Annotated in this window: 25 protein-coding genes; 9 read left to right on the top strand and 16 right to left on the bottom strand. The window is 68.6% G+C overall.

Features of this window, described 5'->3' with window-relative positions; genetic code table 11:
- Nucleotides 1-4: 4 nt before the first annotated feature.
- Nucleotides 5-1,573: an ABC transporter substrate-binding protein gene (locus tag DMC64_RS30270; RefSeq protein ID WP_233629876.1), complete on the top strand. Its 1,569-nt coding sequence runs from the start codon at nucleotides 5-7 to the stop codon at nucleotides 1,571-1,573.
- A 91-nt stretch (nucleotides 1,574-1,664) separates the two neighbouring features.
- Here DMC64_RS30270 and DMC64_RS30265 read toward each other — a convergent pair whose 3' ends face one another.
- Complete coding sequence (locus tag DMC64_RS30265; protein ID WP_125736319.1) at nucleotides 1,665-2,615, bottom strand: chitinase; 951 nt, start codon at nucleotides 2,613-2,615, stop codon at nucleotides 1,665-1,667.
- A 224-nt stretch (nucleotides 2,616-2,839) separates the two neighbouring features.
- Here DMC64_RS30265 and DMC64_RS30260 point away from each other — a divergent pair, with 224 nt between their 5' ends.
- Nucleotides 2,840-4,099: a GGDEF domain-containing protein gene (locus tag DMC64_RS30260; protein WP_233629875.1), complete on the top strand. Its 1,260-nt coding sequence runs from the start codon at nucleotides 2,840-2,842 to the stop codon at nucleotides 4,097-4,099.
- Here DMC64_RS30260 and DMC64_RS30255 read toward each other — a convergent pair.
- A complete protein-coding gene (locus DMC64_RS30255; protein WP_125736318.1) occupies nucleotides 4,096-4,551 on the bottom strand; it encodes a nucleoside deaminase in 456 nt (151 codons plus the stop codon). The genes DMC64_RS30260 and DMC64_RS30255 overlap by 4 nt on opposite strands.
- A gap of 239 nt (nucleotides 4,552-4,790) precedes the next feature.
- Between DMC64_RS30255 and DMC64_RS30250 the strand changes: the two genes are divergently transcribed.
- Nucleotides 4,791-5,750, top strand: a complete 960-nt coding sequence (locus tag DMC64_RS30250; protein WP_125736317.1) for a YafY family protein — start codon at nucleotides 4,791-4,793, stop codon at nucleotides 5,748-5,750.
- Here DMC64_RS30250 and DMC64_RS30245 read toward each other — a convergent pair.
- Nucleotides 5,709-7,082 (bottom strand): MFS transporter, encoded by a 1,374-nt coding sequence (locus DMC64_RS30245; protein WP_125736316.1) that lies wholly within the window; start codon nucleotides 7,080-7,082, stop codon nucleotides 5,709-5,711. The genes DMC64_RS30250 and DMC64_RS30245 overlap by 42 nt on opposite strands.
- 158 nt (nucleotides 7,083-7,240) lie before the next feature.
- The gene (locus tag DMC64_RS30240) at nucleotides 7,241-7,855 is read right to left on the bottom strand and encodes a TetR/AcrR family transcriptional regulator (RefSeq protein ID WP_016333230.1); all 615 of its coding nucleotides are present in this window, start codon (nucleotides 7,853-7,855) and stop codon (nucleotides 7,241-7,243) included.
- 108 nt (nucleotides 7,856-7,963) lie between these two features.
- On the opposite strand from DMC64_RS30240, the gene DMC64_RS30235 reads away from it, so the two are divergent.
- Nucleotides 7,964-8,719: an SDR family oxidoreductase gene (locus DMC64_RS30235; protein WP_037344122.1), complete on the top strand. Its 756-nt coding sequence runs from the start codon at nucleotides 7,964-7,966 to the stop codon at nucleotides 8,717-8,719.
- Nucleotides 8,716-9,501: an SDR family oxidoreductase gene (locus DMC64_RS30230; RefSeq protein WP_125736315.1), complete on the top strand. Its 786-nt coding sequence runs from the start codon at nucleotides 8,716-8,718 to the stop codon at nucleotides 9,499-9,501. Before DMC64_RS30235 ends, DMC64_RS30230 begins: the two co-directional genes overlap by 4 nt.
- Nucleotides 9,502-9,546: 45 nt before the next feature.
- On the opposite strand, the gene DMC64_RS30225 is transcribed toward DMC64_RS30230, so the two are convergent.
- Nucleotides 9,547-10,035 (bottom strand): carbonic anhydrase, encoded by a 489-nt coding sequence (locus tag DMC64_RS30225; RefSeq protein ID WP_125736314.1) that lies wholly within the window; start codon nucleotides 10,033-10,035, stop codon nucleotides 9,547-9,549.
- 188 nt (nucleotides 10,036-10,223) lie between these two features.
- Here DMC64_RS30225 and DMC64_RS30220 point away from each other — a divergent pair, with 188 nt between their 5' ends.
- Entirely contained in the window at nucleotides 10,224-10,559 is a 336-nt protein-coding gene (locus tag DMC64_RS30220; protein ID WP_073847049.1) for a hypothetical protein, read from the top strand.
- Between the two features lie 37 nt (nucleotides 10,560-10,596).
- Here the strand turns inward: DMC64_RS30220 and DMC64_RS30215 are convergent, their stop codons facing one another.
- Nucleotides 10,597-11,418 carry an enoyl-CoA hydratase-related protein gene (locus tag DMC64_RS30215; RefSeq protein WP_233629874.1) on the bottom strand — a complete coding sequence of 274 codons (822 nt, stop codon included), beginning with the start codon at nucleotides 11,416-11,418 and terminating at the stop codon, nucleotides 10,597-10,599.
- Nucleotides 11,419-11,494: 76 nt separating this feature from the next.
- On the opposite strand from DMC64_RS30215, the gene DMC64_RS30210 reads away from it, so the two are divergent.
- The 3 genes from DMC64_RS30210 (at nucleotide 11,495) to DMC64_RS30200 (ending at nucleotide 15,272) form a co-directional block, all read left to right on the top strand.
- Nucleotides 11,495-13,150, top strand: a complete 1,656-nt coding sequence (locus tag DMC64_RS30210) for an AMP-binding protein (protein ID WP_125736313.1) — start codon at nucleotides 11,495-11,497, stop codon at nucleotides 13,148-13,150.
- 5 nt (nucleotides 13,151-13,155) lie between these two features.
- Nucleotides 13,156-14,139: a phosphotriesterase gene (locus DMC64_RS30205; protein ID WP_125736312.1), complete on the top strand. Its 984-nt coding sequence runs from the start codon at nucleotides 13,156-13,158 to the stop codon at nucleotides 14,137-14,139.
- 515 nt (nucleotides 14,140-14,654) lie between these two features.
- Nucleotides 14,655-15,272 (top strand): TetR/AcrR family transcriptional regulator, encoded by a 618-nt coding sequence (locus DMC64_RS30200; protein WP_016333237.1) that lies wholly within the window; start codon nucleotides 14,655-14,657, stop codon nucleotides 15,270-15,272.
- A 55-nt stretch (nucleotides 15,273-15,327) separates the two neighbouring features.
- Here DMC64_RS30200 and DMC64_RS30195 read toward each other — a convergent pair whose 3' ends face one another.
- The 10 genes from DMC64_RS30195 to DMC64_RS30150 all read right to left on the bottom strand — a co-directional run bounded on the left by DMC64_RS30195 (nucleotide 15,328) and on the right by DMC64_RS30150 (nucleotide 25,085).
- Nucleotides 15,328-16,443, bottom strand: coding sequence for an acyl-CoA dehydrogenase family protein (locus tag DMC64_RS30195; RefSeq protein WP_125736311.1), 1,116 nt, complete (start codon nucleotides 16,441-16,443; stop codon nucleotides 15,328-15,330).
- Nucleotides 16,440-17,621 carry an acyl-CoA dehydrogenase family protein gene (locus DMC64_RS30190; RefSeq protein ID WP_125736310.1) on the bottom strand — a complete coding sequence of 394 codons (1,182 nt, stop codon included), beginning with the start codon at nucleotides 17,619-17,621 and terminating at the stop codon, nucleotides 16,440-16,442. The genes DMC64_RS30195 and DMC64_RS30190 overlap by 4 nt, the downstream gene beginning before the upstream one ends.
- Nucleotides 17,618-18,841, bottom strand: a complete 1,224-nt coding sequence (locus DMC64_RS30185) for an acyl-CoA dehydrogenase family protein (protein ID WP_016333240.1) — start codon at nucleotides 18,839-18,841, stop codon at nucleotides 17,618-17,620. Before DMC64_RS30185 ends, DMC64_RS30190 begins: the two co-directional genes overlap by 4 nt.
- Nucleotides 18,842-18,843: 2 nt before the next feature.
- Nucleotides 18,844-19,869 (bottom strand): phosphotransferase family protein, encoded by a 1,026-nt coding sequence (locus DMC64_RS30180; protein ID WP_037344132.1) that lies wholly within the window; start codon nucleotides 19,867-19,869, stop codon nucleotides 18,844-18,846.
- Nucleotides 19,870-19,960: 91 nt separating this feature from the next.
- Nucleotides 19,961-20,413 carry a MaoC family dehydratase gene (locus DMC64_RS30175; protein ID WP_038515372.1) on the bottom strand — a complete coding sequence of 151 codons (453 nt, stop codon included), beginning with the start codon at nucleotides 20,411-20,413 and terminating at the stop codon, nucleotides 19,961-19,963.
- Between the two features lie 3 nt (nucleotides 20,414-20,416).
- On the bottom strand, nucleotides 20,417-21,178 hold the full coding sequence (fabG, locus tag DMC64_RS30170; RefSeq protein WP_037344135.1) for a 3-oxoacyl-ACP reductase FabG: 762 nt from the start codon (nucleotides 21,176-21,178) through the stop codon (nucleotides 20,417-20,419).
- A gap of 239 nt (nucleotides 21,179-21,417) precedes the next feature.
- Nucleotides 21,418-22,500 (bottom strand): thiamine-monophosphate kinase, encoded by a 1,083-nt coding sequence (locus DMC64_RS30165; RefSeq protein ID WP_125736309.1) that lies wholly within the window; start codon nucleotides 22,498-22,500, stop codon nucleotides 21,418-21,420.
- Nucleotides 22,484-23,080, bottom strand: coding sequence for a dCTP deaminase (gene dcd / locus DMC64_RS30160; protein ID WP_125736308.1), 597 nt, complete (start codon nucleotides 23,078-23,080; stop codon nucleotides 22,484-22,486). The genes DMC64_RS30165 and dcd overlap by 17 nt, the downstream gene beginning before the upstream one ends.
- Entirely contained in the window at nucleotides 23,071-23,775 is a 705-nt protein-coding gene (locus tag DMC64_RS30155; RefSeq protein WP_125736307.1) for a hypothetical protein, read from the bottom strand. The genes dcd and DMC64_RS30155 overlap by 10 nt, the downstream gene beginning before the upstream one ends.
- Nucleotides 23,772-25,085 carry a helix-turn-helix transcriptional regulator gene (locus DMC64_RS30150; RefSeq protein ID WP_125736306.1) on the bottom strand — a complete coding sequence of 438 codons (1,314 nt, stop codon included), beginning with the start codon at nucleotides 25,083-25,085 and terminating at the stop codon, nucleotides 23,772-23,774. Before DMC64_RS30150 ends, DMC64_RS30155 begins: the two co-directional genes overlap by 4 nt.
- Nucleotides 25,086-25,221 lie beyond the last annotated feature (136 nt).

Here is a 25,221-nt window from a genome sequence, read left to right as displayed (position 1 = left end):
CGTCATGTCCTGGCTCGATTCGTTGAGAACACGTATGTCCGCGGCCCGTGAACGCGCGGCGACGGGACCACCGGTGCGGCCGCGCGGCTGGGCGCACCGCCATCGGGTGCTGCTGATCGCGATCGCCGTCGTGCTGCTGGGTGCCGCGCTGGTGTCGATCAGTCCGTGGGAGTCCTGCGGTCCCGGCCTGCGCGCGGTGGACGCGGACGAGGAGTCGATCGGCACGTCGTACGTCTGCGTCGGGCTGAACCTCGACTCGGGTCCGATGCGGGAGGACGATCCGCTCGACCCGTTGGAGAAACTCATCAAGGGCCGCAACGAGATGGCGGGCGAGAACTTCAAGACCATCGTGGTGCTGGAGAACCTCGCGCCCGATCCGAAGGTCGACAGCCAGCCGTTCCCGTTCGTCCGGCGGGAGATCCAGGGCGCGATCACCGCCGCGTGGCCGAAGAACGGGCCGCCGGGGATCAAACTCCTGCTGGCCAACTACGGGAGCAACGCCGAGCACTGGCAGGTCGTCGCCGAGGAGATCGTCGCCGCGGCCGCCGCCCAGCGCATCGTGGCGGTCACCGACATCGGCATCAGCACGGAGAGCAGCCGGGCGCTGGTGGCCGAACTGTCCCGGCACGGGATCGCCACGATCGGCGCGACCGTCACCGCGGACAACATGAACACCGACCCGAAGGGCGTGCGGATCGACAACTTCTTCCGCGTGGGCCCGACCAACACCGACGAAGCCCGCGCCGCCGCCGGATACATCGCCGCGCACGGTTTCAAGCGCGTGATGATGATCCAGGGCGTCAGCAAGGAGGACACCTACGCGACCACGCTCGCCGAAGCCTTCCAGAGTTCCTCGAAGGTCCCGGTGATCTTCACGAAGACCTACGACGTCAAACCGCTCACCGACACCTCGCGCGAGGCGTATCTGCGGGGGCTGTTCAGCAGGTGGCACAACGACATCTGCGGTGCGAGACCCGACCTGATCTACTTCGCGGGCCGTGGACTGGACCTCGGTGCCCTCGTGGCGTCGCTGGCGGGTGACGGCGCCTGCGAAGGGCTCGACACGGTGACCGTGATGACCGGCGACGACGCGAGCACGCTCGCCGGGAAACCCTTGCAGCTGAACAAGGACATCAGCGTCCGGCTCCGCTACACGGCGCTCGCGTATCCCGACCAGTGGGATATGTTCACCGCCGATCCGGCGCATCCGACGTACAAGAAGAATTACGACAACTTCGTCGCCGAATTCACCGGTACCCACGGTTTCCCCAAGGCGGAACTGTGGGACGGTGCCGCGATGATCGAGCACGACGCGGTCGCGGCGGCCGTCGAAGCCGCGGTGCAGAACGTGTCGTCGGATCCGGTTTCGGTGCCGGACGTGTTGCGCAGTATCGACTGCAACTCCCCGGTGCCCGGCGCGACCGGGTTCGTCGCGTTCGATCAGGCGACGGGGAACCAGCTCGACAAGGCACTGCCGATCCTGTCGATCGATCCGGACGGTTCGGTGCATCCGGTCGATCTGGTGTGGTCACGGGGACGGCCGCTGAACACGAACGCGGACTGCGGTCGCTGAGGTCCTCGGCCTGAAAGCGTGAAGGCATCCTTCCCTACCTTGAGAGTAGGGAAGGAGGCCTTCACGGACTGACACCGGTGGGGAACGGAAGTCAGCCGGTGTAACCCGCGACGATCTTGGTGTAGTCGTACTTGCCCTGCGAGATTCCCGCGCAGTTGTTGCAGTCGCGGTTCACCGCCCAGAACGACAGCCGGGCGAGATGTTTGCTCGCCGCGTAGTCGCGGATCGCGCGGAAGTCGGCGACGCTGACGGTTTCGCCCGCCACGTCGGTCTTCCCGTTCATCGACGAAAGCCCGCTGCGCCGGTAGGCCGCGTCGTCGCTCAGGCCGAAGGTGGACTTCACGACGTTCTTCAGCCCGTCCACGGCACTGCGGGTCTTGCCCGCCATGTCACCGCCGCTGGAGAAGTCGAACGGCATGACCGACCACGCGTCGACCCCCGCGCCGAGCGCCTTCGACTGGGTGATCAGCCGCTTGCCGTGCGAGTTGGGGCCGCCCACCTCGGTCGGGATGGTGATGACCACGCGCAGGCCGGGATTCTTCTGCTTCGTGATCTTGACCGCGTTCAGGATCCGGTCCTGGACGGTGTAGTTCTCGAACTCGTCGGTGTTCTCGATGTCGAGGTCGATCGCCTTGAGCTTGTAGGCGTCGATGACCTTCTGATACGCGCCGGCGAGAGCCGAGGCGGTGCCGCATTTCGGGCCGAGCTTCGTCCCGGACCAGCCACCGAACGACGGGATGACGTCGCCGCCCTTGGCCCGGATGTTGTTGATCAGCGTGGCGTCGGAGCCGGTGAGGGAACGGCTGCCGTCCCATTTCGGGTTGCAGCCGCCGTCGGAGAGGACGAACGCGAGGGTGAAGGCCTTGATCCCGGTGGCGTTCATCGCGGCGATCGGGTCCGTCTGTCCCGACCACTGGTACAGATAAGGCGAGGCGAGCACCGGATCCGGGGCCGCCGAGGCGACGGGGGCGAGGCCGACGGTCGTGGCGAGAGCGGCGCCCGCGGCGGTGGCCAGTGTCGCCCAGCGTCGTAGCGATTTCATAGGTCCTCCAACTGGTACGCGCGCGGCGAGGCGCGCAGGTGTGGAGCACCTCCGTCTTGACGCGGCGTATCAACCGGGAGGGTGCGCTCACTCACGGTGGACTAGACCATTGAGGACTGTCAAGAATTCACCGGGAATCCCGGCGGAAACGACCGACCTTAGTAGGGGGGTGATGACCCGGAAAGCGGATCGACACCACCGCGATTACCGGCTAGTTTGCCGAAATGGTGGGGGACTCCCTGATGGCGACCGGAAGCCGCGGCCGGAGAGACCGGCTCGCCGCGCCGCGGCGGATACTGGGGTCCTGGAGCCTGTGGGAACTACCCAGGCGGGGCCTGATCGGGTACCTGCTCCTGGTCGACTTCGCCGCTTTCGCCGCCACCGCCTACCTCTTCGTGTTGCGGCCGCCCGCGCCGTCGTCCCTGCTTCCGTTTTCGGCTCTGCTGGCCGGAATGATCCTCAGTTCGGAGCTTTCGCGACCGGTTGAGCGGTCCCGTGCCGACACCCGGCTCGGCGCCGGACTGGACGCGGCCTGGATCTTCGCGGGCGCTTTGCTGCTGCCGCCCGCGTTGGCCGCGGTACTCGTCGCCGCTTCGGCGGGCTACCGCTGGTTCCGGATCCGGCGCGGGATTCCGCACCGTCAGACGTTCGCGGCCGCCGCCACCATGCTTTCTGCGCTCGGTGCCTCGATCATCCCGGTCCTGCTCGGCGCGCCGCCGTTCGCCGACGCGGCAAGGGATTTCGAGAGTTTCGCCCTGGTTTTCGCGACCGGGCTGATCTTCCTGTCCGTCGACGCCGCTTTGGCCGCGCCGGCGGCCGAATTCGGGGCGGAACCGTCGGGGTTCGCCTTCGACGCGGCGATGGTCGCGTTTGGCTTGCTGCTCGCGTGGTCGGCGGCGGAATGGCCGTATGTCACCGTGGTACTCGCCGGGGCGCTCGTGGTACTCCACCGGGCCGGGACGATGCGCGCCCTGCGCGGCCACGCGGGTACGGACTCCGGCACCGGGCTGCTCACCGCGTCGTCCTGGTTGGACGGTGCGCGCACCCAGTTCGATCTGCTTCGGGGCCGTGGCGCGGATCTTTCGCTGCTGATGCTCGACCTCGACCATTTCGCCCGGCTCAACGACCGGCACGGCAGGCACGTCGGGGACGACGTCCTCCGTGCCGTGGCGGACACTTTGCGGGCCGAGGTCCGCGCGGCGGACCTGGTCGGCCGGTTCGGTGGCGAGGAATTCGTCGTCCTGCTGCCCGGTACCAGCCGGTTCGACGCGCACGCGATCGCCGAACGCATCCGGCTGCGGATCTCCTCGACGTTCGTCTCACTGGATGGGACGTTCGCCGGGGTGACGGTCTCGATCGGAGTGTCGTCGCATCCCGCCGGCGGCGAGACGCTCGACCGGCTCGTCGGCGCGGCGGATCAGGCGATGCGCGCGGCGAAGGGGGCCGGGCGCAACCGGACCGTCGTCTTCGACGCCGAGAACTAGTCCGCGGTGGGGACGCCGATGTCCTCGAACCACAACTCCGGGTGATCCCGGATGAACTCGGTCATCAACGCGGTGCAGGCCGGATCGTCGAGCAGGGTGATCTCGACGCCGTTCTCCTCGAGCCAGCCGTGCCCGCCCTCGAACGTGGTGGCCTCGCCGATGATCACCCGCCCGATGCCGAACTGGCGCACCAGCCCGCTGCAGTACCAGCAGGGGGAGAGGGTGGTGACCATGATCGTGTCCCGGTAGTGCGGCCGCCTGCCCGCGTTCCGGAACGCGGAGGTCTCGGCGTGCATCGACGGGTCGCCGTCCTGGACCCGGCGGTTGTGGCCGCGGCCGAGCAGGGCGCCGGTGGTGTCGAAGAGGGCGGCGCCGATCGGGACCCCGCCCTCGGCCTTGCCGAGTTCGGCCTCTTCGCGGGCGACGGACAGCAGCTGCGCGGGATCGATCACCTGGCCACCTTACGGCTCGTAAGTGGCGTCAGGCCGGGCGGTTTCGCGTGACTGGACGGACGACACGCGATGGCGTCCCGGCCGCGAGCGTGTCGTCCGCCTGATCACGAGTGTCGTCCGTCTGATCACACGTGTCGTCCACTGGGTCACGTGAAGGCGCCGACTCGACTCGGAAGCCAATGCGGACCGGACCTGTCCTGAATTTCTGCCAGACTGCCTCCCATGAAGCGAGCGAACCGATGACCACGGGCACGTCGGCCCGGCTGCTGAGGCTCCTCTCCCTGCTGCAGGCGCGGCGCGACTGGCCGGGCGCCGATCTGGCAGACCGGCTGCAGGTGGACGTCCGCACGGTCCGGCGCGACGTCGAGCGGCTGCGGGAGCTGGGTTACCCGGTGCACGCCACGCCCGGCGTCGCGGGCGGCTACCGGCTCGGCGCGGGGGCCGCGCTGCCGCCCCTGCTGCTGGACGACGACGAAGCGGTCGCGGTCGCCGTCGGGCTACGCACGGCGGCGAACGGGACGGTGTCGGGGATCGAGGAGACCTCGGTACGCGCGCTCACGAAACTGGAGCAGGTGCTGCCCGCCCGGCTCCGGCACCGGGTGACCGCGCTGAACGCCGCGATGATCCCGCTCGGCGGCGTCGTCCCGGTCATCGACGCGGCGGCGCTGACGGTCATCGCGTCCGCGTGCCGCGACCATCAGCGGCTCCGGTTCGGCTATCGCAGCCACAGCGGCGACGTCACCGAGCGCTACATCGAGCCGTTGCGCCTGGTGCACACCGGGCGCCGGTGGTACCTGGTCGCCTTCGATCTCGATCGGGACGACTGGCGGACCTTCCGCGTCGACCGGATCGACGGCGTCCCGGCGACCAGCTTCCGGTTCACGCCGAGGGAACCGCCCGCCGAGGACCTCGCGGCCTATGTCTCCCGCGGGATCACGTCGTCGCCGTATCCGCACCAGATGGTGCTGCGGGTCAGCGCCTCGGCGGAGGCGCTCGCCGAGTACGTGTCACCGACCGCCGGGACGATCGAGGCCATCGACGAGCACACCTGCCGGGTCAGGGTCGGTTCCAACGACCTCTCCGTGATGCCCTACTACCTCGCCCACTGGGACGTGGACTTCGTCGTCGAGGAGGCGCCGGACGAGGTCAAGGAGCGGCTACGGCTGGTCGCCGACCGCTTCGCGCGCGCGGTCGTGTGAGTCCGAAGTGGACCGTGCGCGTTTGGCGAGCAGGCCGATCGAACCGAGCGAGATCAGGGCCAGCACGATGATGTAGAGCGAAACCGACATCGACGTCCCGGTGGATTCCAGCAACAGCACCATGATGAACGGCGCGAGCCCGCCGCCGACGACCGCGCTGATCTGATAGCCGAGCGAGGCGCCCGTGTAGCGCATCTCGGCGGTGAACAGTTCGGCGAACAGCGCCGCCTGCGGGCCGTACATGATGCCGAGGAACAGCGACCCGACGAACGAGGCGATCACGAACAGCGGCAAGGACGCCGTGTCGATCAGCAGGAACATCGGGATCGCCCAGAGCGCGACCCCCGCCGCGCCGAAGGTGTAGATCTTGAGCCTGCCGATCCGGTCGGACAGTTTCGCCGACAGCGGGATGATCGCCAGCTGCAACGTGCTGATCAGCAGGGTCGCCACGAGCACGGTGGTCCGCGACATGCCCAGATGACGGGTGGCGTAGTCGAGGACGCCGTTCAGCAGGATGTAGAAGGTGGCGGTGTTGACCATGAACGAACCGCCGGCCAGCAGCACCGTGCCCTTGTGGTGACGCAGGACGTCACGCAGCGGCGACTTGGCCCGGCCGCGTTCCTCGGCGGCGAGTTTCGCTTCCGCGCGGCGGTATTCGGGCGTCTCGTCGATCTTGACGTGCATGTACCAGGCCAGTCCGAGCACGAGGACGCCGACCAGGAACGGGATCCGCCACGCCCACACGAGGAAGTCCGACGGCGGCGCCACCTGCGCGGCGACCAGGAACACCGTGTTCGCCAGCACCACCCCGATCGGGACGCCGAGCTGGACGAGACTGCCGTAGAGACCGCGTTTGCCGGGCGGCGCGTACTCGGTGGCGAGCAGCATCGCGCCACCCCACTGGGCACCGACGGCAACCCCCTGCACGAGCCGGAGCAGCACCAGCAGGAGCGGCGCGGCGATCCCGATCGAGTCGTAGGTCGGCAGCAGGCCGATCAGCGTGGTCGCCGCGCCCATCAGCGCGATCGCCAGTACCAGCACGGGTTTCCGGCCGCGTTTGTCGCCGAGGCTGCCCGCGATGATCCCGCCGAGGGGCCTGGCGAGGAAGCCGACCGCGAAGGTGGCGAACGAGGCGAGGACGCCGGCCGCCGCGTTGGTGGTGGGGAAGAAGGTCTTCCCGAACACCAGGGCGGCGGCGATCCCGAAGACGAAGTAGTCGTACCACTCGACCGATGAGGCGAGTGCCGCCGCGGTCGCGGCCCTCCTGCGCTGGGAGACGGTGATCGTCGGTTCGGCGGCGGTTCCGGGGGCGTTCGGTGCGGTGTCGGCCATCTGGATGCCCTTCGCTCGGCGCTGCTGCGGCGATGCAGTCCGGGCAAGTTAACAACCGCTTAGTATGTGGTCAACGTCTCAACGGGTAATTCTAGATACCGACCAGTTGGTATGTCACTCTGGTGGCGGTATCGCCGCGAGAGGTCGATCAGTACTGGTCAGGAGAGTTTCGTGCCGAGCATGCGCAGCACCAGCTCGCTGTACTCCTGGCCCAGCTTCTTGGGGGTCTGGCGGGCCCGTTCGCTGTACCAGCGGGAGACGTCGACGCCGAGCGAGAGCACGGCGCGGGCCGCGGTGTGCGGGTCGCCGACGGTGAACACGCCCGCCTGGGCGCCTTCGGTGATGACCTCGCGCACGACCTGCTCGATGCGGCGGCGCAGTTTCGCGACGATCTCGAACTCCTCGTCGGGCAACGCCTGCAGTTCGTACTGCACCACGCGGGCCACGGTGTGCCGCCGCGCGTGCCAGGCCACGAAGTCCTCCACCAGCAGCCGGATCCGCTCGACCGGATCGGTCTCCCGTGCCACGACGCTCTCGACGAGGGAGAGTGTCTGCTCGTGGCCGTACTTCGAGATCGCGAACAGCAGCGCGGCCTTGGACGGGAAGTGCACGTACAGCGCCGCGGGGCTCATCCCCGCCGCCGAGGCGATGTCCCTGGTGGTGGTCGCGTGATAGCCGCGCCGCGCGAAGGATTCGACCCCGGCCAGCATCAGGCGCCGTGCCGTCTCCGGCTGGACGTCGGGCCACAGTTCGGCCGACAGCGACATGGTCATCCGCAGATCCTCCCAGACGCTCGAACCGGAGAGTGGGCTTGACAGCGCCTCCGGACCTTCCCATTGTAAGTGAGCGCTCGCTTAGTTAATGAAGAGGAGATCGACAGAGTGAACCACTCCTTCAAGGATCGCGTCGCGATCGTCACCGGGGCCAGCCGGGGTATCGGCCTCGGGATCGCCAAGGACCTCGTCGAGCGCGGCGCGAAGGTGTGCATCACCGCGCGCAAGCCGGAGCCGCTGGCCGAGGCGGTCGCCGAACTGGGCGGCGAGGCGGTCGCCATCGCCGTGCCCGGCAAGGCCGACGACGACGAACACCAGGCCGAGGCCGTCGCCAAGACCATCGAGACGTTCGGACGGCTCGACATGCTGGTCAACAACACCGGTATCAACCCGGTGTTCGGGCCGACGCTGGACGTCGACCCCGGCGCCGCCGCGAAGATCTTCGCCGTCAACGTGCTCGCCCCGCTTTCGTGGACCCGCCGGGCGCGGGACGCGTGGATGGGGGAGCACGGCGGCGCGGTGGTGAACGTCGCGTCCATCGCCGGGCTCGGCGCGTCGCCCGGGATCGGGATGTACGGCGTCAGCAAGGCCGCGCTGATCCGGCTCACCAAGGAACTCGGTTTCGAACTGGGCCCGAAGATCCGCGTCAACGCCGTCGCGCCGGCCGTGGTCAAGACCAAGTTCGCGACCGCGCTGTACGAAGGCCGCGAAGAAGAGGTCTCGGCGCCGTACCCGATGAAGCGCCTCGGCGTCCCGGCGGACATCGCGAGCGCCGTGTCGTTCCTGCTTTCGGAAGAGGCGGGCTGGATCACCGGGCAGACGATGGTCCTCGACGGCGGCGTGACGCTGGCTGGTGGCCTGTGACCCCGTCCTTCACCGGATCCGGTGTCGTCGTCACCGGCGGGGGCGGCGGGATCGGTGCCGTCCTCGCCCGCCGCTTCGCCGCCGAGGGCGCGCGCGTGGTCGTCGGAGACCTGAACGGTGATGCCGCGGCCGAGGTCGCGAAGGAGATCGGCGGGACCGCCGTCGCCGGTGACGCCGCGAGCGAAGCGGGTGTCGCGTCGCTGATCGAGGCGGCCCGCGAAACCCTCGGCGAGATCGACGTCTTCTGTGCCAATGCGGGGATCGCGCCGATGGGCGGCGTGGACGCGCCCGAGGAGGACTGGGCGCGGATCTGGGACGTCAACGTCATGGCGCACGTGCGCGCCGCGCGGCTGCTCCTGCCGCCGTGGCTCGAACGCGGCCGCGGGCATTTCATCTCGACGGTGTCGGCCGCGGGATTGCTGACCAGCCTCGGTTCGGCGTCGTACTCGGTGACCAAACACGGCGCGCTGGCCTTCGCCGAATGGCTGTCGGCGACGTACCGGCACCGCGGGCTCACCGTGCAGGCCATCTGCCCGCAGGGCGTGCGGACGGCGATGCTGGAGAACACCGGCCCCGCGGGCGAACTGCTGATGGGCGCGTCGGCGATCCAGCCGGAACAGGTCGCGGACGCGTTGTTCGAGGCCATCGCCGCCGACCGGTTCCTGGTGCTGCCGCATCCCGAGGTCGCGGACTACTACGCCGCGCGGGCCACGCAGACCGACCGCTGGCTCGGCGGGATGAACAAGCTGCAGCGCAAGGTGGAGCAGGTCACCGGCGAATGACCCCCGGGGCCGCGCACGGTTTCGCCCTGCGCGGTCCCTTCTGTTTCAGACGACTTCGTTCAGCTTCCCCGTCGCGACGTCGAACACGAAACCGCGGATGGAATCCTTCTTGGGAATGAACGGGCTGTTCTTGATTCGCGCGATCGACTGACGGACGTCCGCGTCGACGTCGCCGAACGACTCGGCGGCCCACGCCGGTTTGACGCCGACCTCCTCCTGAATGGATTTCTTGAAATCGTCGTCGGTGAAGGTGAGCATTCCGCAGTCGGTGTGGTGGATGAGGATGATCTCCTCGGTGCCGAGCAGGCGCTGGCTGATCGCGAGGGAACGGATCTCGTCCTCGGTGACGACGCCGCCCGCGTTGCGGATGACGTGCGCTTCACCTTCCTGAAGGCCGAGAACGCCGTAGACGTTGATACGGGCGTCCATACAGGCGAGCACGGCCACGTGTTTGGCGGGCGGCAAGGGCAGTGGTCCGGAAAAGCGCGCGGCGTAACCGGCGTTGTTGGCCAGGAGTTCATCGGTGACCGACATGGTCGTCCCCTTCCGGGTGGAGTACGACCGAGTGGACCGCTCGGATGCACGCATGCGCAACCACGCCCATGACCTGGGATCGGACCGGCTGAATCCGGCCACCACGGCGTGGATCCACCCGGCGGTTGATCTTCGCCGCGGAATCGGCCACTGTGGGGAGGGGGTCCTGCTCGCGGTGAGGAAACACGATGAACAAGCGTTTCGTGGTCCGTGGGTTCGTGCTTGCCGCGGCCGTGGCCGGGTCGATGCTGACCGCGGGATCGGCGATGGCGAGCACTGCGGAACCGTGCGCGGCCGGGGCGTCGGGAGACGTCGCGGCGGCTTCCTGCACGCCGTATCGCAAGGTGAGTGAGGGCTGGAGCAGCAAAACCGCCTGCAACCGCGCCGGCAACGAGGGCGCGCAGGCGGGACGCTGGACCGGCTGGAACTGCAACCAGGCGCTGCGCGGCTGGGAGCTGTGGGTGCGCACCTGCACCGCTTTGGCGGCGGAGAAGGACGCGGTGACCACGCGCGAAACCGTCTGATTCGCCTCTGTCGCCCCGGACGCGTGTCCGGGGCGACCTAATCTCCTTTATACGGCGGGAAATCCGGCGGACGGCGTTCGTTCCAGCTCGCCAGGCCTTCGGGAAGTTCCGGGTGACCGAAGGATTCGAGCATCAGGGCGGTGGCTTCGCGGGCGGAATCCTCCAGGGAGAGCCCGGCTTCGCGAAGGACCTGCCGTTTGACGAGCGCCATGGAGCGCGGCGCGCTGTAGGTCGCGAGCTCGGAGGCATAGGCCATCGCCCGCGCCGAAAGCTCTTCCGGCGGCACGACTTCCTGCACCAGGCCGTACTCGTAGGCATCTTCGGCGGTGAAGGTCCGGCCGGAGAGCAACAGATCGAGTGCCCGGCCGCGGCCGACGAGTTCGGGCAGCAGCTTCGCCACCCCGTATTCGGCGATGAGGCCCCGCCGCGCGAACGCGGTGGTGAACTTCGCGCCCGCCGCGGCGAACCGGACGTCGGCGGCGCAGGCGATCACGAAGCCGAGCCCGGCGCAGCCGCCGTTGATCGCCGCGACCACCGGTACGTCGGCATACGCGGCGGCGAGGACGTCGCGGAACCCTTCTCGTTCCGGCGCGCCCGTGCCGCTGACGGAGATGTTCTCCAGCAGTCCCAGGTCCGCGCCGGGGCAGAAGGAGCGCCCGCTGCCGGTGACGACGACGGCACGGACGCCGGGATCGGCCGACGCCTCGCCCAGCAGCCGGCCGTAGCGGATCTGCATCGGCTGGTCCATCGCGTTGCCGCGGCCGGGTTTGTCGAAGGTGATCGTGGCGACGGCGCCGTCCACGGCGTAGCGGACCGTCTCCGCAGTGTCCACTTCGGACGGTGAGAGCTGATCGGTCACGTCGACCTCCTTGCGTCATCGACATACTAAGCGGATGCTTACGGGATCGTCGAGACTTGTCAGGGAGGAAACCTGCATGAGCCGGTACGAAGCGAAGCCATGGCTGGCCGCCTACGAGGATCGGATGAAGGCGGCGGAGGCACCGAAAGCGACCACGGTCCTGGCGTCCTTCCGGCGGGCGGTCCAGCGCTCTCCGCAGGCCACGGCGATCGCCTACTTCGACGCCACGATGAGCTACCGCGAGGTCGACGAGCTCTCCGACGGCGTCGCGCGTCATCTGCTGGCCTCCGGTTTCGCGCCGGGCGACCGGCTCGCCCTGGTCCTGCAGAACATCCCGCAGTTCGTGCTGGCGTTGCTCGGCGCGTGGAAGGCGGGCGGGATCGTCGTCCCGGTGAACCCGATGTACCGCGAGCGGGAACTCCAGCACGTCTTCGACGACGCGGGGGTGCGCGCGGTCGTCTGCTCGCAGAGCGGATGGAACCGCCGCATCCGCCCGCTCGTGCCCGGCAGCGACGTGACGATCGCGCTGACCACCAGCGAACTCGACCTGCAGGGCCGCGACGACCCGCGGGTGTTCGGCAAGACCGTGCGGGAGCCGACCCCCGGTGCCGACGATCTGCTGACGGCGGCGCGGGCCGCGGCGGGGGAGCCGCCCGCCGACCCGGGCCTCGGCCCCGACGACGTCGCGCTGATCAGCTACACCTCGGGCACCAGCGGGACACCGAAGGGGGCGATGAACACCCACGGCAACCTCGGCGCGAACGCGGCCGTGCTCAGCACCTTCAGCGGTCTCGGCGAGGGCGCCACCCTGTTCGGTCTGGCCCCGCTGTTCCACATCACCGGCATGGTGTGCGAGATCGCCTCCGCGATCGACATCGGCGGCACGCTCGCGCTCGCGTACCGGTTCGAGCCCGGCGTGGTGCTCGACGCCTTCCTGGAGCACAAGCCCGTGTACACGGTCGGCCCGTCCACGGCGTACATGGCGTTGATGGCCCATCCCGGCGTGAGCCGCGAGCACTTCGACTCCTTCCAGCTGCTGTACTCCGGTGGTGCCGCGCTGCCGCCCGCCGTGGTCGGCACGTTCCGCGAACGGTTCGGCCACTACATCCACAACGGCTACGGGCTCACCGAGACGACCGCGGGCTGCATCGTCGTGCCGAGCAGCCTCGAAGCGCCCATCGACGAAGCGTCCGGAACGATCTCGATCGGCCTGCCCGTGCCGGGGACCATCGTGCGCATCCTGGGTGAGAACGGCGAGGAACAGCCGTTCGGGACGGCGGGTGAGATCGCCGTCGAAGGTCCCATGGTGATCCCCGGCTACTGGAACCGGCCGGAGGCGACCGAAGCCGCGCTGCCCGGCGGCCGGCTCCTGACCGGCGACATCGGATTCATGGAGCCGAGTGGCTGGGTCTACGTCGTCGATCGCAAGAAGGACATGATCAACGCCTCCGGGTTCAAGGTCTGGCCGCGTGAGGTCGAGGACGTCCTGTACACGCATCCGGCGGTGCGTGAAGCGGCCGTCGTCGGCGTTCCGGACGAATACCGCGGCGAGACCGTGAAGGCCTACATCAGCCCGGCGCCGGGCACCACGCCCGATCCCCAGGACCTCGTCGCGTACTGCAAGGAACGCCTCGCCGCGTACAAGTACCCGCGGGTGATCGAGGTGCTCGACGAACTGCCGAAGACGGTGAGCGGCAAGATCCTCCGCCGCGAACTCCGGGAGAGGGGCTGAGTGGCATGGCGCAGGTCGAAACCGTCCGCGGGCCCGTCGACACCGGCGAGCTGGGGCGGGTGCTCATGCACGAGCACCTGTTCGTGCTCAGTCCCGAGTTTATGGCGAACCACCCCGAACACGACGGGTTCCGAGAAGACGAACACGTCGCCGACGCGATCCGGCGGCTCGACGAACTGAAGGCCGCCGGGATCGACACCATCGTCGACCCCACCGTGATCGGACTCGGTCGCTACATCCCGCGTGTTCAGCGGGTCGCGGCCGAAACCGACCTCCGGATCATCGTCGCGACGGGGCTCTACACCTACAACGACGTTCCGCACTACCTGCACCATCGTGGACCGGGCCTCATCTTCGACGACGGCGAGGATCCGCTGGTCGGCCTCTTCACCGGCGACATCGTGGACGGGATCGCCGGCACCGGGGTGAAGGCGGCCCTGCTGAAATGCGCGACCGACGAACCCGGCGTCACCCCCGGCGTCGAACGTGTCCTGCGCGCGGTCGCGAAGGCGCACCGGGAGACCGGCGCGCCGATCATGACCCACACCCACGCGCCCACCCGGCGCGGCCTCGAACAGCAGGCCGTCTTCGCCTCCGAAGGCGTCGACTTGAGCAGGGTCCTCATCGGCCACAGCGGCGACACCACCGACCTCGACTACCTCACCGAGATCGCCGACAAGGGATCGCTGCTGGGGATGGACCGGTTCGGGCTCGACCCGCTGCTGTCGTTCGACGAACGGGTCGCCACGGTCGCGGCGCTGTGCGAGCGCGGTTACGCCGAAAGCATGGTCCTCTCCCATGACGCCTCCTGCTTCATCGACTGGTTCGAGCAGGACAAGATGGCCGCCGTGGCGCCCAACTGGCATTTCCTCCACATCACCCGTGATGTGCTGCCCGCTTTGCGGGAGTCGGGGGTTTCCGAAAAGGACATAACGACGATGCTGGTCGACAATCCGCGGCGGTTCTTCGAGCATGCGGGCGGGTATTAGTGCGCCCTTGGAGTGTCCAAAGGACACACTTCGAGATCGACGCGCCCGTTTTGAGCACTTTGCGCAGTATTGCTCGGGGGTCGTGAGTGGCGATGGTCGTTCTAACCTTCTTTGCCACTCACGACTTCGCGCGAAATCGGACTTACAGGCATAAAGCAGGCGTATGCTGCCCGGAAAGTGACCGCTGTGGACACCAAAGGCATCGGGTGGCACAACGCGCCACATTTGACTTACCCCTCAATAAAACCCGAATCGCCACTCACGAGACGCGCCCCCACCACGCCACCGCCGCCCTTCACGTACTTGGGGAAGGCGCGAAGGTCGAGTTTCTCGCCTGAGCCGCAGGCGGTGATCACGTAGTCCGTGAAGGCCTCCTTGCTTACCCTGAAGGTAGTGAAAGAGGCCTTCACGGACGAGACGAGTCACGTGCCTGATCACGCGATCTCGAGTCCCCTTTTCCCGTGCGTCGACAAACCGGCCGGTATGCTGAGTGTCCGCACGAGAAGGAGCCGGTCATGACACGAGCGACCACCCGGAAGGCCGAGGCAGGCGGCGAGGACCAGGCCGCCGTCCCGCGCCGTCTGCTGTCGCACGCCACGAAGCTCTTCGCCAAGAAGGGTTTCGACCGCACCTCCGTGCAGGAGATCGTCGAGGCGGCCGGCGTCACCAAGGGCGCGATGTACCACTACTTCGGCTCCAAGGACGACCTGCTCTACGAGATCTACGCCCGGGTGCTGCGCTCGCAGACCGAGCAGCTGGAAAAGGTGGCCTCGAGCGAGGCGCCGCTGCGGGAGCGGCTGCGTTCCGCCGCGTCCGACGTCATCGTCAGCACGATCGACAACCTCGACGACAACACGATCTTCATGCAGTCCATGCACCAGCTCAGCGTGGAGAAGCAGAAGGCCGTCCGCGCGGAACGCCGCAAGTACCACGAGCGGTTCCGCACGCTGATCGAGGAAGGCCAGGAGTCCGGCGAATTCCGCGGGGACAAACCGGCCGACGTGATCGTCGACTTCTTCTTCGGCTCGGTGCACCACCTCGGTTCGTGGTACCGGCGTGGCGGCGCGCTTTCGGCCCGGCAGATCGGCGACCACTTCGCCGATCTCCTGCTGGCCGCATTGCGGCCCGAGTAGCGCTCAGCCGCTCGGCGGGGTCCGACCGTTTCCGGGACGGACCCCGCCGGGTGGATCAGGCCGGCAGGTCGATCAGCGGCGCGAGAGCCGCGCGATGCCGTCCAGGAGTGCCCAAGGCGATCTCGTCGCTCTTCGCGCGCTTCAGGTACAGGTGCGCGGGGTGCTCCCAGGTCATGCCGATCCCGCCGTGCAGCTGGATCGCCTCTTCGGCCGCGTGGACGGCGATGGGGGAGTTGCGGGCCTGCGCCACCGCGACGGCGATCGCGATGTCGTCACCGGAGGTCAGGCAGTCGGCGGCGTACCGCGCGGTCGCCCTGGCATTGACGAGATCCGTGTACAGGTTCGCCAGCCGGTGCTTCAGCGACTGGAAGGAGCCGACCTGACGGCCGAACTGGTAGCGCTCCTTGAGGTAGCGCACCGTTTCGGTGAGCGCCCACTCGGCGATCCCGAGTTGTTCCGAGGCGAGCAGTCCCGCCGCGGTCACGAGTGCCGTGTCCAGCGCGGACGCCGCCGTCGAGGCGTCGGCGACGCGTTTCGCGGCCGCGTTCTCCAAGGTCACGTCGGCGATGCGCCGGGTGAGGTCGAGGGAGATCGCCTCGGTGACGGTCACCCCCGCCGACGCCGCGTCGACCGTGTACAGGCCGGGACCGTCGGGTCCCACCGCCGGGACGACGAGCAGTTCGGCCACCGAAGCGTCGGCGACGCTGCGGACTTCGCCGCTGAGCGTGCCGTCGGCCGCCGCGGTGACCGCCGAGGGGAACTCGGCGCCGGGCGCGGTCGACAGCGGCACGGCCAGCGCGCCGATGAGCGTGCCCGCGGCCAGTTTCCCGAGCCGTTCGGCCACTTCCGCCTGCGACGTGTCGGTCGCCAGCAGGGCCGACGTCGCCAGGACGGCGCTGCCGAGGTAAGGGACCGGGGCGACGCTGCGCCCGAGTTCCTCCATCACGACGGCGACTTCCCGCGCCGAAGCGCCGTGCCCGCCCAGCGCCTCGGGAACGGCGAGACCCGCCGCGCCGAGGTCGGCGGCGAGCGTGCGCCACAGCTTCAGGTCGTACGGTTCCGCCGTCTCGGTCCTGGTGATCAGGGCCGCCGGTTCCGCGCGGTCCTTGAACAGGTCGCGGACGCTCGCGCGAAGGTCCACTTCGACCTCGGAGTACAGCAGGTCGCTCATCGGGGCAGGTCCTTCCAGGCGACGTCCTTGTCGATCCGCGGCTCGGACGGCAGCCCCAGCACACGCTCGGCGATGATGTTGCGCAGGACCTCCGAGGTGCCGCCCTCGATGGAGTTCCCCTTCGCGCGCAGATAGCGATAGCCGGCTTCGCGGCCGAGGAAGTTCACGCCGTCGGGACGGCGCATCGTCCAGTCGTCGTAGCGCAGACCCTCGTCGCCGAGCAGTTCGATCTCCAGCCCGGACGCGGCCTGGTTCAGCTCGGAGAACGCGACCTTGACCGCGGAACCCTCCGGCCCCGGCGCGCCCGCGGCGAGCTGCTGTCGCAGCCGCGAACTCACCAGGCGCAGGCTTTCGCCTTCCACCCACAGCTTCAGCAGCCTGTCGTGCAGTTCGGAGGTCCGCAGTTCCGGGCGCTCCCGCCAGACTTCCGTGACGACGCCGACCATGCCGCCGTCACGCGGGAATTCGGTCCCGCCGATCGCGACCCGCTCGTTCATCAGCGTGGTCTGCGCGACCTTCCAGCCCTCACCGACCGCGCCGAGGCGATGCGCGTCGGGAATGCGGACCTCGCTGAGGAAGACCTCGTTGAATTCGGCCTCCCCGGTGATCTGCCGCAGCGGCCGGACCTCGACGCCCGGCGCGGTCATGTCGCACAGGAAGTACGTCATGCCACGGTGTTTCGGCACATCGGGATCGGTGCGGGTGACCAGGATGGCCCACTGCGACTTGTGCGCGCCCGACGTCCAGACCTTCTGGCCGGTGACCACCCAGTCGTCGCCGTCGCGTACCGCGCGGGTGCCCAGCGCGGCCAGGTCGGAGCCGGCGCCGGGCTCGCTGAACAGCTGGCACCACACCTCGCGTTCGGTCCACAGTGGACGCAAGAAACGCTGGTGCTGTTCCGGCGTGCCGAAGGCGAGGATCGTCGGCGCGGCCATGCCGAGACCGATGCCGATCCGCCGTTTGTCGTTGTCCGGCGCGCCCGCCGCGGCGAGCTCTTTGTCGACAACGGACTGAAGGGAGCGGGGCGCGTTCAGCCCGCCAAGGCCTTCGGGGAAGTGGATCCACGCCAGCCCGGCGTCGAACCGCGCGTCGAGGAAGTCCTGGCGCGGCGTGCTTTCCGGCGGATACGCGGCCAGCAGCTCGGCCACGCGCCGTTTGAGATCGTCCACAGTGGTCACTTCGAAGCCTCCCCGCGGTACTTCTTCAGCTCACGGTGCGCCAGCGAACGCTTGTGCACCTCGTCCGGGCCGTCGGCCAGGCGCAGCGTCCGCACCTGCGCCCACATCTCGGCGACCGGGAAGTCCTGGCTGACCCCGCCCGCGCCGAACAGCTGCACGGCCTTGTCGAGGATCCACTCGACGGTGATCGGGGTGGAGATCTTGATCGCCTGGATCTCGGTGTGCGCGCCCTGGTTGCCGACCGTGTCCATCAGCCACGCGGTCTTCAGCACCAGCAGTCGCTGCTGCTCGATCTTGACCCGCGCCTCGGCGATCCAGTCCTGCACCACGCCCTGTTCGGCGATCGGCTTGCCGAAGGTCTCGCGCGAGAGCGCCCGGCGGCACATCAGTTCCAGCGCGCGTTCGGCCATGCCGATGGCGCGCATGCAGTGGTGGATCCGCCCGGGCCCGAGGCGCGCCTGCGCGATGGCGAACCCGTCGCCCTCGCCGGCGATGAGGTTCTCCGCCGGAACGCGGACGTCCTCGAAGAGCACTTCGGCGTGGCCGCCGTGGTCCCCGTCGGTGTAGCCGAACACGTGCATACCGCGTTTCACGGTCATGCCGGGGGTGTCGCGGGGGACCAGGATCATGCTCTGCTGCTTGTGCGCGGGCGCGTCCGGATCGGTTTTGCCCATCACGATGAAGATCTTGCAGTTCGGGTTCATCGCGCCGGAGATGTACCACTTGCGGCCGTTGATGACGTACTCGTCGCCGTCACGCCGGATGCTGGTGGCGATGTTGCGCGCGTCGGAAGAGGCGACGTCGGGCTCGGTCATCGCGAACGCGGACCGGATCTCGCCGTCCAGCAACGGTTGCAGCCACTGCTTCTTCTGCTGGTCGGTGCCGAACATGGTGAGTACTTCCATGTTCCCGGTGTCCGGCGCCGCGCAGTTCACCGCGGTCGGCGCGAGCCGGAGACTGCGGCCGGTGATCTCGGCCAGCGGCGCGTACTGCAGGTTCGTCAGGCCAGCGCCGTGGTCACCGGGGAGGAAGAAGTTCCACAGCCCGCGTTTGCGGGCTTCGGCCTTGAGTTCCTCGACGATCGGCGGCTGCGACCACTCGCTGTCGCGCTCGGCCAGCTGCCGCTCGAAGACGGCCTCGGCCGGATAGATGTGCGAATCCATGAACTCGAGGAGTTTTCCCCGCAGTTCCTCGGTTTTCGCGTCGAAGGCGAAGTCCATCCCTATCCCTCTTCCTTGAGCGTTTCGATGCCGTGCGCGATCAGGGGAACGACGCCCGAGCCGATGCCGTCGAATCCGGCGCCGACGGTCTGTCCCTTGCTGTAGCGGAGGTGGATGCCTTCCAGGATCACCGCGAGCTTGAAGAACGCGAAGCTCACGTACCAGTCGAGCCGGGAGACATCGCGGCCGGAACGTTCGGCGTACCGCGCGATGACCTCGTCGTTGCGCGGGTAGCCCGGCGCCGAACTGGCGTTGGACACGAACTGCAGGGAGACCTTGTCGCGTTCGGCGTAGGCCACCAGCAGCGCGAGGTCGGTCAGCGGGTCGCCGAGGGTGGACATCTCCCAGTCCAGCACCGCGGTGATCCGGTCGTCGGCGTTCACCAGCACGTTGTCCAGCCGGTAGTCGCCGTGGACGATCGACGGTTCGCCCGATTCCGGCACCGACGAGGCGAGCCGGTCGTGCAGTTCGTCGACACCCGGCAGGTCGCGGCTGCGATTGCCGTCGAGCTGCTTCTTCCAGCGCCGCAACTGGCGTTCGAGGAAGCCCTCGGGACGGCCGAAATCACCCAGTCCCACCGATTCCGGCTCGACGGCGTGCAGCGCGACCAGGGTGTCGACCAGCTCGTCCGCGATCGCCTTGGTGCGGGCGGGACCCAGCGCGGCCAGCTCGGTGTCCGAACGGAAGGGCGTGCCCTCCACGAACTCCATCACGTAGAAGCGCGAGCCGATGACGTCGGTGTCCTCGCACAGCAGCACGGTTTCCGGCACTGGGACCGCCGTGCCGTGCAGGCCGGAGATCACCCGGTACTCGCGGCCCATGTCGTGCGCCGTCGGCAGGACGTGGCCCAGCGGCGGGCGGCGGACCACCCAGCGGGACCGGCCGTCACCCACGATGTAGGTGAGGTTCGACCGGCCCCCTTCCACGACCTGGCCGCTCAGGTCGCCCTGGACGAGACCCGGCCGGTGCTCGTCCAGATGAGCCTTGAGCCTGGCCAGGTCGAGGCCCGGCAGGTCGGACTGGTTCATGGTGCCTCCAGCGTCTCGCTTTCCGGTAACAGTACCGACCAGTCGGTATGTCAGGTAGGGCTGGTCCGGCGAGGTGCCGGAGGTCACTCTCTCAGGCGATCAGGCGGACGACCATTTCCGCGACGCACGCCGGTTTGGGCTCGCCGTCGATCTCGATCGTCCACCGGACGACGGCCTGCTTGCCGCCGGCGACGTCTGTGACCTCGACCAGTTCGGCACCCGCCCGGATCTTCGCGCCGACCTTGACCGGTTGGGGGAACCGGACCTTGTTCAGGCCGTAGTTGATGCCCATCTTGAGCCCGTCGACCCGGTAGAGCTTGCCGACGAAGCCCGAAATGAGCGACAGCGTCAGGAAACCGTGGGCGATCGGCGCCCCGAACGGGCCTTCGGCGGCCTTCTCGACGTCGACGTGGATCCACTGGTGGTCGTCGGTGGCGTCGGCGAACAGATTCACTCGTTCCTGGGTGAGCGTCAGCCAGTCGCTGTAGCCGAAGTGCTCGCCGACGGCGTTCTCGAACTCCTGCAGGGAGGCGAATTCGCGCATGGCTCAGTCCTTCGGTCCGCCGGCGACGTAGATGACCTGACCGGAGATGAATCCGGCGCCGTCGCTCACCAGGAACGACGCGAGGTTGGCGATGTCGTCGGGGGTGCCGACGCGCTGCACCGGGATCTGCGACGCGGCCGCCGCCTTGAAGTCCTCGAACGACATGCCGAGCCGCTCGGCGGTCGCCGCGGTCATGTCGGTGGCGATGAACCCGGGGGCGATGGCGTTCGCGGTGACGTTGAACTTGCCCAGTTCGATCGCGAGGGTCTTGGTGAAGCCCTGCATACCGGCCTTGGCGGCGGAGTAGTTGACCTGGCCGCGGTTGCCCAGCGCCGAGGTGCTGGACAGGTTGACGATGCGGCCCCACTTCTCCTGCGTCTGGTACTTCTGCACCTCGCGGGTCATCAGGAACGAACCCTTGAGGTGCACGCCCAGCACCGAGTCCCAGTCCTGTTCGGTCATCTTGAACAGCAGGTTGTCGCGGGTGATGCCGGCGTTGTTGATCAGCACGGTCGGCGCGCCGAGTTCCTCGGCCACCCGGGTCACCGCGGCTTCGACCTGCGCGGCGTCGTTGACGTCCAGCGCGACACCGACGGCCTTGCCGCCCTCGGCGACGATCGCTTCCGCCCCTTGCTTGACACCGGCCTCGTCGAGGTCCAGCAGGCCGACGGCGAATCCGTCGGAAGCGAGCCGTTTGGCCACGGCCGCCCCGATGCCGCGGCCGGCGCCGGTGACGATCGCTACACGGGAGGGGTGTTCGGTCACGGGTGTTCTCCTCGTCGTCGAGTGGAAGTGCCGTCGAGTCTGCCGTACTGAGCGGTCGGTATGCAGAGATGTCAGGCCAGAAGTCTCGCTGTGATCGTAATCACGGGCGCCCGGACGGCCACTCCCGGCGAGCTGATCGTCCCGACCTGCACTGTGGCCGTGCCAAGTACGTGAAGGCCCCCTTCATTGCGTCTAGCGCAATGAAGGGGGCCTTCACGTACTTCAGGGGTGAGCGGAGGTCAGCTCGCCCGTTTGCCCAGCACCTCGGTGATCAGCCGCGGCAGCTCGCCGCCGTGCCACGAACTGGGCGAGAACCGCTCCTGCGCGATCCCCTCCCACGGCTCGTCGCCGTCCAGCGAGATGCCTTCCTCGCGGGGAACGAGCACCCCGATCTCCTGCGCCGCGACACCTTCGCCGGCGAGCGTCTTCTTGGCGAGCTCGACGTCCTCCGGCCGCACGGCGACCACGAGCGTCCAGTCGCCCCAAGCCTGCGCGAGCTCGAACCGCCCGAGTCCCGACTGCGCGCAGACGTCGGCGAGCGGCTCGTCCAGCCGGATGGCCGTCGTGATCCGCGCGCCGAGGCCGTTGGCCCCGCACAGGGTCCGCACGGTCGGGAAAAGACCGTCCGAGACGTCCATCGCGGCGCGTGCCAGCCCCGCCGTGGCGAGCGCGTTCCCGGCGGCCACCTGCGCCATCGGTTTACACGCACGCTCGCGGATCTCGGCGACGGCCGAATCGGAGAGCCGCGCCTGCTGTTCGACGAGCAACGCGTACGACCACAGGTAACCGGGCGAACCGACCAGCAGCAGACGGTCGCCGACCTCGGCGCCGAGCCGCCCGAGCCTGCCGCCGGGGACGCAGCGGCCGATCGCGGTGGCGGTGAGCTGCCGGACCGGACCGTCCCGGAGATCGCCGCCGACGACCTTGGTCCCGTGCTTCTTCGTGCAGTCGTCCACGCCGTCGAGAAGCCGCCGGAATTCGCCCGCCGTGGTCGTCTTCGGCAGGGTGTAGTTGACGACCAGGCCGAGCGGCGTCGCCCCGGCCGCCGCCAGATCGGACAGGTTGATCGTCGCCAGCAGCCACCCGGCGTGATACGGATCCGTTTCGCCCAGGATGGTGACCAGCGGCGTGGGACAGCTGTCGGTGGTGGCGACCAGATCGCCGCGAAGCCCCTCTTCGGCGTCGAGGACGGCGCAGTCGTCACCGAACCCGCGGACACCGCCGTAACGCGGCCGCAGGATGTGCTCCAGGATCGCGTGCTCGCCGAGGTCGCCGAGGCGGACGTCGTCGCCGACCGGCGAGAGTTCAGTTACGGCCGACATGATCCGCCAATCGGGACGGGGCCACGTTGTGGTCGCTGGAATAGTTGTGCGGCAGCGCGCCGTAGGGCTGTTCGCTTCCGGTCGAGGCGAACAGCATGAGGTTGCAGATCCGCGCTCCGGGGTGCAGCAGCACCGGATGCCGCAGATGGTTCACGATCTCCAAGGTCAGCACGGCGCCTTTCTCACTGCCGAAACCGGGGCTGACCTGTCCACAAAGGACGACGCTGATGCCGAGCCGCGCGTAGTCGCTCGTCCCGTCGACGAGCCCGGCGAGCTTCTCCGAAAGCCCGATCTTCTCCAGCGTCGGCGCGAGGACGACTTCGCCGGGTTCGACGCACAGCCGTCCCTCGGCGTCGGGTTCCTTCGGCCGGAGTTCCGGATAGGTGCTCCGGTCGGCGATGTCGACGGTCCCGGTCGATTCCAGCGCGAACGCCTCGTGCCCGAGCCGCAGGCTGATCGCGGCGGGGCGGACGAGGGTGGGTTCGAACGGGGTGATCGTGAGCTCCCCGCTGCGGTGCGCCCGCCTGATGGCCCTGTCGGTCAGGATGCCGCGACGTGGCGCGGGCCAGTTCAGCGGCATGACGCCACCGCTTCCGCGACGGCGCCGACCAGGTCGCGGAAATCGGCCTCGGTCAGTTCGCCGTTGGGCTGGTCGTCGGATTCGCCCGGCTCGCAGTAGACGACGGTGGTGCTGGTGCGATGCGGCCCCTGGATCACCACCGTCGCGGTCAATTCGGCCGCGATCGGCCGCACGGTGTGCACGATTCCGGTGTCGCACGAGTAGACCTCGCCGAGCCGGACGTGCGGGGTCTTGTCCACTTCGAGCCGGGCTTCGCCGTCCGCGAGCAACGCGGCCGGGTTCGCCGGGTCGGCGCCGTAGCGGTACCGGGTGTACGGCTTCCCGCCGTCGGCCGTTTCGTGGAACTCGACCATGTGCAGGCCCTCGCCCGCGACGATGGCCGAGGCGAATTCCCACCGATGACTGTGCGGATTGGACTCGCCGCGCGACGGTTCCGCGGATTCCGGCCAGACGTGGAGCCGGATCCGGAAATCGGGCGAGGCGTGGAGCACCATTTTGGCGAAACCGTTGGGGTGCCAGTAGGAACGCTTCGCCGCGGCGCGGACGGCTTCTTCGTCACCGAGGATTTCTTCGAGCCACGAAAGGAAAACGTCGGGGGAGTCCTGGACCCGGCGCGCGACCGTGCGCAGCCAGGGAAGGTCGGCGTCACCGTCCGCCGGAACGGCGGCGAGGGTCGATGGCGGGGTGTCGATCATGGAGTTGTACCTGGAGTTCCTGGAGGGCTGAGCGGGGGCGCCGCGGCGGCGAAGGCGGCCGCGCGGAGCGCGGTGACTGCGTCCAAGGTCTGCCAAATGGGTAGATCTCCGCTCTCCCACGCCCAGAGCCCTTGATCGGCGTCGTAGCGCTCCCAAAGGGTTCCGAGCGCCCGGTTGAGCCGGGGGAGTGGCAGGAAGGGGGCGGTGGCGAGCGCTTGGACGACCCAGGCGGAGGTGAAGTGCCGGATGATGATCCGGGTCGTTCCTTCACCGTCGGGGCGAGGCCTCTCTAGATCCTCTGCCACGCCATCGTCCGAATGGGACCGATCGATGAGCCATTGTGTGGCTTCGTCGGCCGCCTCACGGACGTCAGTGCGATCTTCACGGCTGCGCAGGACGTCCCGCAGGGCGACGACCGACCGCGCGGTGTGCACGACCGAAGCCTCCGGGGCGACGAGCCCGGCCTCGTTCTTCTCCGGCCACAGGAGTGAGCCGTCGAAGTCGAGCCGGGCCGCCAGGAGGGCGTCGATCAGCCGGTCGGTCAGCGGGGCGTCCGGCCGCAGCCGGACCGCCGTGTGCAGCACGGCGGACAACAGGTACGGACGGGTCCGGCTGTACGGGTCGATTTCGTCTCCGATCAGGAGCGACCCTTCGAGTTGTTTCAGCCCGTCGTCCGCGGACATGGTGCTGGTGCGGAAAAGCGCGTCCACCACCGAGGCGGTGGTCTCCGGCCGCCTGCCGCCCGCGCGGCCCCGCCAGCCGTGCGCCGACTGGAGCCGGTAGAGATCTTCGGCGAGCGTATGTAGGTCGATGTAGGGATCGCCTACCACCAGCATGGTGTTGATCCCGTAGGCGGTGCTGAGCGCCTTCGGCCCGGTGCTCTTCTGCAGATTGTGCCGCCAGCCCAGCGGTTTCCCGTGCTCGTCGCGGATCAGGCGCTCGGCGAGTTTGGCGCCGACGGTGTGGAACACCTGCAGCAGCGACCGCGAAGTGTCGACCACGCCGGCGTCGGCGACGAGGGGCGGGGCGGTGTGTTCCTGTGGCGAACGGGCCGTCTCGACCAGGGTGAACAGCGCGTTCGCGGCGCGGAAGTGGTCGTCGAGCTGGCGGGCGTTATGGGTCGACGGCAGGTATTTGCCGGTCTCCCACTGGGTCAGGTTCGCCCTGGTCACCCCGATGATCCGGGCGGTTTCCGCCTGGGTTTCCCCGGCGGCCTTGCGCAGCCGCCGTAGCTCACGGCCGACACCCGACGCGGTAACGGTTTCCGCATCGGGGCTTACCGGCCGCCGTCCGGCCGATGTAGGCTTCATGTAGGCACTAGACACAGGCTTACCTACCTTTAGTAGGCAAAGTAGGGCGGTGACTGAACGTGCACACAACGGGGAGAGTACAGCAAGCGAATCGGACCGCGCTGGCGCGTCGGTCAATGTCGTGTCACAACGTGCG

It is taken from the genome of Amycolatopsis sp. WAC 04197 (assembly GCF_003947475.1).
Lineage (GTDB): Bacteria > Actinomycetota > Actinomycetes > Mycobacteriales > Pseudonocardiaceae > Amycolatopsis > Amycolatopsis japonica.
Note: the sequence above shows the minus strand (reverse complement) of the source record. Positions and strands in the feature narration are given on the sequence as shown.